General features: G+C 68.0%; 4 protein-coding genes. All 4 read right to left on the minus strand.

Going from position 1 to position 4,978, the window contains the following annotated elements; all coding sequences use genetic code 11:
- The coding region (locus G6016_RS11970; RefSeq protein WP_338403595.1) for an MATE family efflux transporter at positions 1-1,364 on the minus strand (1,364 nt) is incomplete at its 3' end.
- A 40-nt stretch (positions 1,365-1,404) separates the two neighbouring features.
- On the minus strand, positions 1,405-2,385 hold the full coding sequence (locus G6016_RS11975) for a DHH family phosphoesterase (protein WP_182632873.1): 981 nt from the start codon (positions 2,383-2,385) through the stop codon (positions 1,405-1,407).
- Complete coding sequence (gene rbfA / locus G6016_RS11980; protein WP_182632874.1) at positions 2,382-2,840, minus strand: 30S ribosome-binding factor RbfA; 459 nt, start codon at positions 2,838-2,840, stop codon at positions 2,382-2,384. Before rbfA ends, G6016_RS11975 begins: the two co-directional genes overlap by 4 nt.
- A gap of 117 nt (positions 2,841-2,957) precedes the next feature.
- Positions 2,958-4,978 (minus strand): translation initiation factor IF-2 (infB, locus tag G6016_RS11985; protein ID WP_182632875.1); only part of this gene is annotated, 2,021 nt, incomplete at its 5' end.

The raw sequence follows: 4,978 nt of genomic DNA on the forward strand, positions 1-4,978 counted from the left end.
TCGCCGCTGCTCGAGCCCGGGGTGGCCGAGCCCTCCGGCGTCGAGCCCGGGGTGGCCGAGCCGAGGACCATCCAGCGGTCACCCCGTACCCGGATCGCCACGGCGATCAGGCGCATCATCACGAACACGCCCATCCCCCACCAGATGCCGACCAGGCCCCATCCGAAGTGACGCGTGGCCAGTAGTACCGGGAGGAAACCGCACAGCGCGGCGATCACGGTCGTGGTGCGGAGGTAGGCGGCGTCGCCCGCGCCGAGGAGGACACCGTCGAGGCCGAACACGACTGCGGCGGGGAGCACCACTATCGCCATCCCGATCAGGGCGACCACCAGGCGGTCGGCCACCTGCGCCTCGCCTGCGAGCCCTCCCGCGAGCTGGTCGCGCAGCAGCACCGTCGCCACCGCGAGCACCACCCCCAGACCGAGCGACCACAGGACCACCGCCCGAGCCAATGCCCGACCGTGCCCGGCCAGACCCGCACCAAGAGCGGCCCCGACGAGGGACTGCGCCGCGATCGCCACCGAATCCAGCACCAACGTGTACAGCGCCCACAACTGCTGGGCCAGGTGGTGCGCCCCCAGCGAGGCCACGCCGGCGGCCGCGGCGGCGGTGGTCGCCACCGCGAACGTGATCTGGAACGAGGCCGTCCGGATGATGAGGTCCACGCCCATCCGCAACTGACTCAGGATCACCGCGCGACGGGGGCGCAGTGACCCGGCATGCTCGATGATCAGTGCCACGACGAAGCCACCCGCCATGACGAATTGCCCGGCGAGGTTGGCCCAGGCACTGGCGATCAAACCGAATTCCGGGATCGGCCCCAGGCCCGGGACGAACACCACGCAGCCGATCGTGGAGAGACCGATACCCGCCGCGACCAGCACCAGCGGAGTGCGCAGCCGTTGAACCCCGCGCATCCACCCGTGCCCCGCTGCGGCGATGAGGATGAGGGGGATTCCCCACACCGCGACCCGAAGCCACTCCGCCGCCCGGGCGGCAACCTCGGCATCCGAGGCCAGCACGGTCGTCAGTGGGCCCATGAGTACCGACACCGTGGCCACGACGAGGGCGCCGACAGCCAGGGCGATCCACGTCGCCTGTACTCCCTCGGCGACCGCATCGGATCGCCGGCCCGCCCCGTGGAGGCGGGCCGCGCGGGCAGTCGTCCCGTAGGACAGGAAATTCATCTGGGTGCCAAGGACGAGCAGCACGAGCGATCCCACACCGAGCGCTGCGAGATCCTCCGGGCCCTGCCGGCCCACGACGATCCCGTCGACGAGCAGATACACCGGCTCCGCGGCAAGGACGGGCAGGACCGGCAACGCGATCGACCACAGTCGACGACCGAGTTCACCGACTCCGATGCTCGCCGTGGTCTCCGTCGCAGGATTGCGCGGCGAGGGCTCAGACGAGGAGCTCACGAAGCCTCGCCGTGACCTCTGCCTGGTCCCCGTTGATGGTGCAGCCAGCTGCGGCGGGGTGCCCGCCTCCTCCGAGTTGGGCCGCGACAGCCGCGACATCGATGGCCTCCCGCCCGGGGCCACCGTCACGCGAGCGCAACGAGACCGCCCACCTACCCGGCAGGTACTCCTTGAGCAGGACCGCGATGCACGCCTCCCGCACACCCCTCAGATGGGAGACCAACGATTCGACGTCGTCCTCGTCGGAGGTGCTGATGATCTCATTCGGGACCGCGAGCCACACCGCGCCACGTCCGCCCACCGCATCGGTGTCGAGGGTGACGGTCTGGAGCAGTCTCCCGAGAATCGACAGCCACGGAAATGAGTGGGCATCGAGCAGGTCGAAACCCAATCGGGTCGTTTCCGCCCCCGCCGCATGCAACTCGCTGGCCGTCGCATGTGCCGTGGGCCCGCCCCAACGAAAGGAACCGGTGTCTGTGACGAGGCCAGCGTACAGGCTTGTCGCGATCTCCGGATCGATGTGGAACCCGCCCGCTTTGAGGACGTCAAGGACGAGGGACGCGGTGGAGGCCGCGTTCGCGTCCAGGAGCATATGGCTCCCGAACCCGGGGTTCGAGCGGTGATGGTCGATCACCAGTACCTCTGAGGCCGCCGTCGACAGTCGTTCCCAGCGTCCGACGCGGTCGGCACTCGCGCAGTCCAGGGTCACCACGAGCCCATCGTGAGCCGGTACGTCCACCATCGGAATGACATGCTCGGTACCGGGGATCGACCGGAGCCCATCGGGCACCTGGCCCTCATCGAACGAGTGGTACACGGTCGCACCGACGTGCCGGAGCGCTCGGGCCAGACCTGCGGAACTACCGAGCGCATCCGCATCCGGCCGCAGATGACACAGCACGGTGACTGTTGCGTGCCGTGTCAGGATCTCTGCCGCACCGCGGGCGTCGACCGGGATGGTCACCGGTCGTCGTCCTCCGCCAGCCCGTCCTCGGCGCGTTTGTAGGGATCCTCATCTCCCGCGGGGGTGGCTCCCTCCGCGGCCTTGCGGACCTGCTCGTCACTGGCCCGGGCCTTGGCGAGGAGCTCCTCCATGTGCCGTGCCGCATCGGGCACCGAGTCGAGGGAGAAAGTCAGTTCCGGGGTGAACTTCACACCGGTCTGCTTGCCGACCATCGTCCGCAGCCGTCCACGCGCCGCGGTCAGTGCTTCCTCAGCCGACTCGAGGTCCGGCTCCTCGTCGAGGGTCCGGCCGCGGACGGTGTAGTACAGCGTCGCGACCCGGAGGTCGGGGGTGATGCGGGAGTCGGTGATGGTCACGAACTCCAGTCGCGGATCCTTGATCTCGTGTTCGATCGCCGTGGCGACGATCTCACCGATCCGCTTGCCGAGCCGTCCCGCACGTCCTTTACCGGTCATGGCGCTCCTCCTGAACCTGATCGGCCGCACCATGCGCGGCCATTACTCAACAGCATGCCGTGGGGGCAGGCCCGTTCTCCACGGAACCTGCCCCCACGGTCAGCAAGACGTGCGATGTCAGTCGCGCGGCTTCTCGACGAGCTCGTAGGTCTCGATGATGTCGCCGATCTTGATGTCGGCGTACGTCACTGTCAAACCACATTCGAAGCCCTCACGGACCTCGGTCACGTCGTCCTTCTCACGGCGGAGCGATGACACGGTCATCTCCTCGGCCACGACGTTGCCGTCGCGGATGAGACGCGCCTTCGCATTACGCCGCATGATGCCGTCGAGCACCATACAACCGGCGATCGTGCCCACCTTGGAGGAGCGGAACAGCTCGCGGATCTCCGCCTGGCCGAGCTGCTTCTCCTCGTAGATCGGCTTGAGCATGCCCTTGAGCGCGCTCTCGATCTCCTCGATCGCCTGGTAGATGATCGAGTAGTAGCGAATGTCGACACCCTCGCGGTTGGCCATCTCGGTGGCCTTGCCCTCCGCGCGGACGTTGAACCCGATGATCACCGCATCCGAGGCAGCTGCGAGGTTGACGTTGGTCTCGGTGACCGCACCGACACCACGGTCGATGACCCGCAGCTGAACCTCGTCGTCGATCTCGATGCCCAGAAGGGCCTCTTCGAGAGCTTCGACGGTACCGGAGTTGTCGCCCTTGATGATGAGGTTGAGCTGACTGGTCTCCTTGAGGTGCGAGTCCAGGTCCTCCAGGCTGATCCGACGACGGCTGCGCGCGGCGAGTGCGTTGCGCTTACGGGCGTTACGACGGTCCGCGATCTGCCGCGCAGTGCGGTCCTCCTCCACCACCATCAGCGTGTCGCCGGCGGCACACACGCTGGTCAGGCCGATGACCTGAACCGGACGGGACGGGGTCGCCTCAGAGACGTCCTCGCCGTGCTCGTCGACCATGCGACGGACGCGACCGTAGGCGTCACCGGCCACGATCGAGTCACCGACACGGAGCGTGCCTCGCTGGATGAGCACCGTGGCGACCGGGCCGCGACCGCGGTCCAGGTGCGCTTCGATGGCCACGCCCTGCGCGTCCATGTCCGGGTTGGCGCGCAGGTCGAGCGCGGCATCCGCGGTCAGGACGACGGCCTCGAGCAGTGAGTCGATGTTCAGACCCTGCTTGGCGGAGATGTCGACGAACATGGTGTCGCCGCCGTACTCCTCCGGCACGAGCCCGTACTCGGTCATCTGCCCACGGATCTTGTCCGGCTGGGCGCCTTCCTTGTCGATCTTATTGACCGCGACCACGATCGGGACCTCCGCCGCCTGGGCGTGGTTGATCGCTTCAACGGTCTGTGGCATCACGCCGTCGTCGGCCGCGACGACGATGATCGCGATATCCGTCGACTTGGCACCACGGGCACGCATAGCGGTGAACGCCTCGTGACCCGGGGTATCGATGAACGTGATCGTGCGATCCGTTCCGTCGACAGGAGCCGTGACCTGGTACGCACCGATGTGCTGGGTGATGCCACCGGCCTCGCCCTCGCCGACCTTCGCCTGGCGAATGCTGTCGAGCAGGCGAGTCTTACCGTGGTCGACGTGACCCATGACGGTCACGACCGCCGGGCGACGCTCGAGATCGTCCTCGCCACCCTGGTCCTCGCCGAACGACAGGTCGAACGACTCGAGAAGCTCGCGATCCTCGTCTTCCGGGCTCACGACCTGGATCTTGAAGCCCATCTCCTCACCGAGGAGCTGCAGCGTCTCCGGGGTGACCGACTGCGTGGCCGTGACCATCTCGCCCAGGTTGAACAGCGCCTGCACGAGCTGGGCCGGATTGACGTCGATCTTGTCGGCGAAATCGCTCAGCGATGCACCCTGTGCCAGTCGCAGGGTCTGCCCGCGACCGTCGGGAAGCCGGACGCCGCCGACCTCCGGTGCCCGCATCGAGTCATATTCCTGACGCTTCTGCCGCTTCGACTTGCGACCACGCCGGGGCGCACCACCGGGGCGACCAAACGCACCCGCGGCGCCACCGCGACCACGGCCTCCGCCACCGGGACGACCCCGGAAACCACCGCCACCACCGGCCGGGGCACCGCCGCCACCACCGGGGCGGAAGCCTCCACCACCGG

Source organism: Dietzia aerolata (assembly GCF_014144865.1).
GTDB classification, from domain to species: Bacteria; Actinomycetota; Actinomycetes; order Mycobacteriales; family Mycobacteriaceae; genus Dietzia; species Dietzia aerolata.

Bases quoted from the DNA above. Each gene is read 5' to 3' on its own strand.
- rbfA (WP_182632874.1), bottom strand. From the start codon at position 2,840: ATGACCGGTAAAGGACGTGCGGGACGGCTCGGCAAGCGGATCGGTGAG.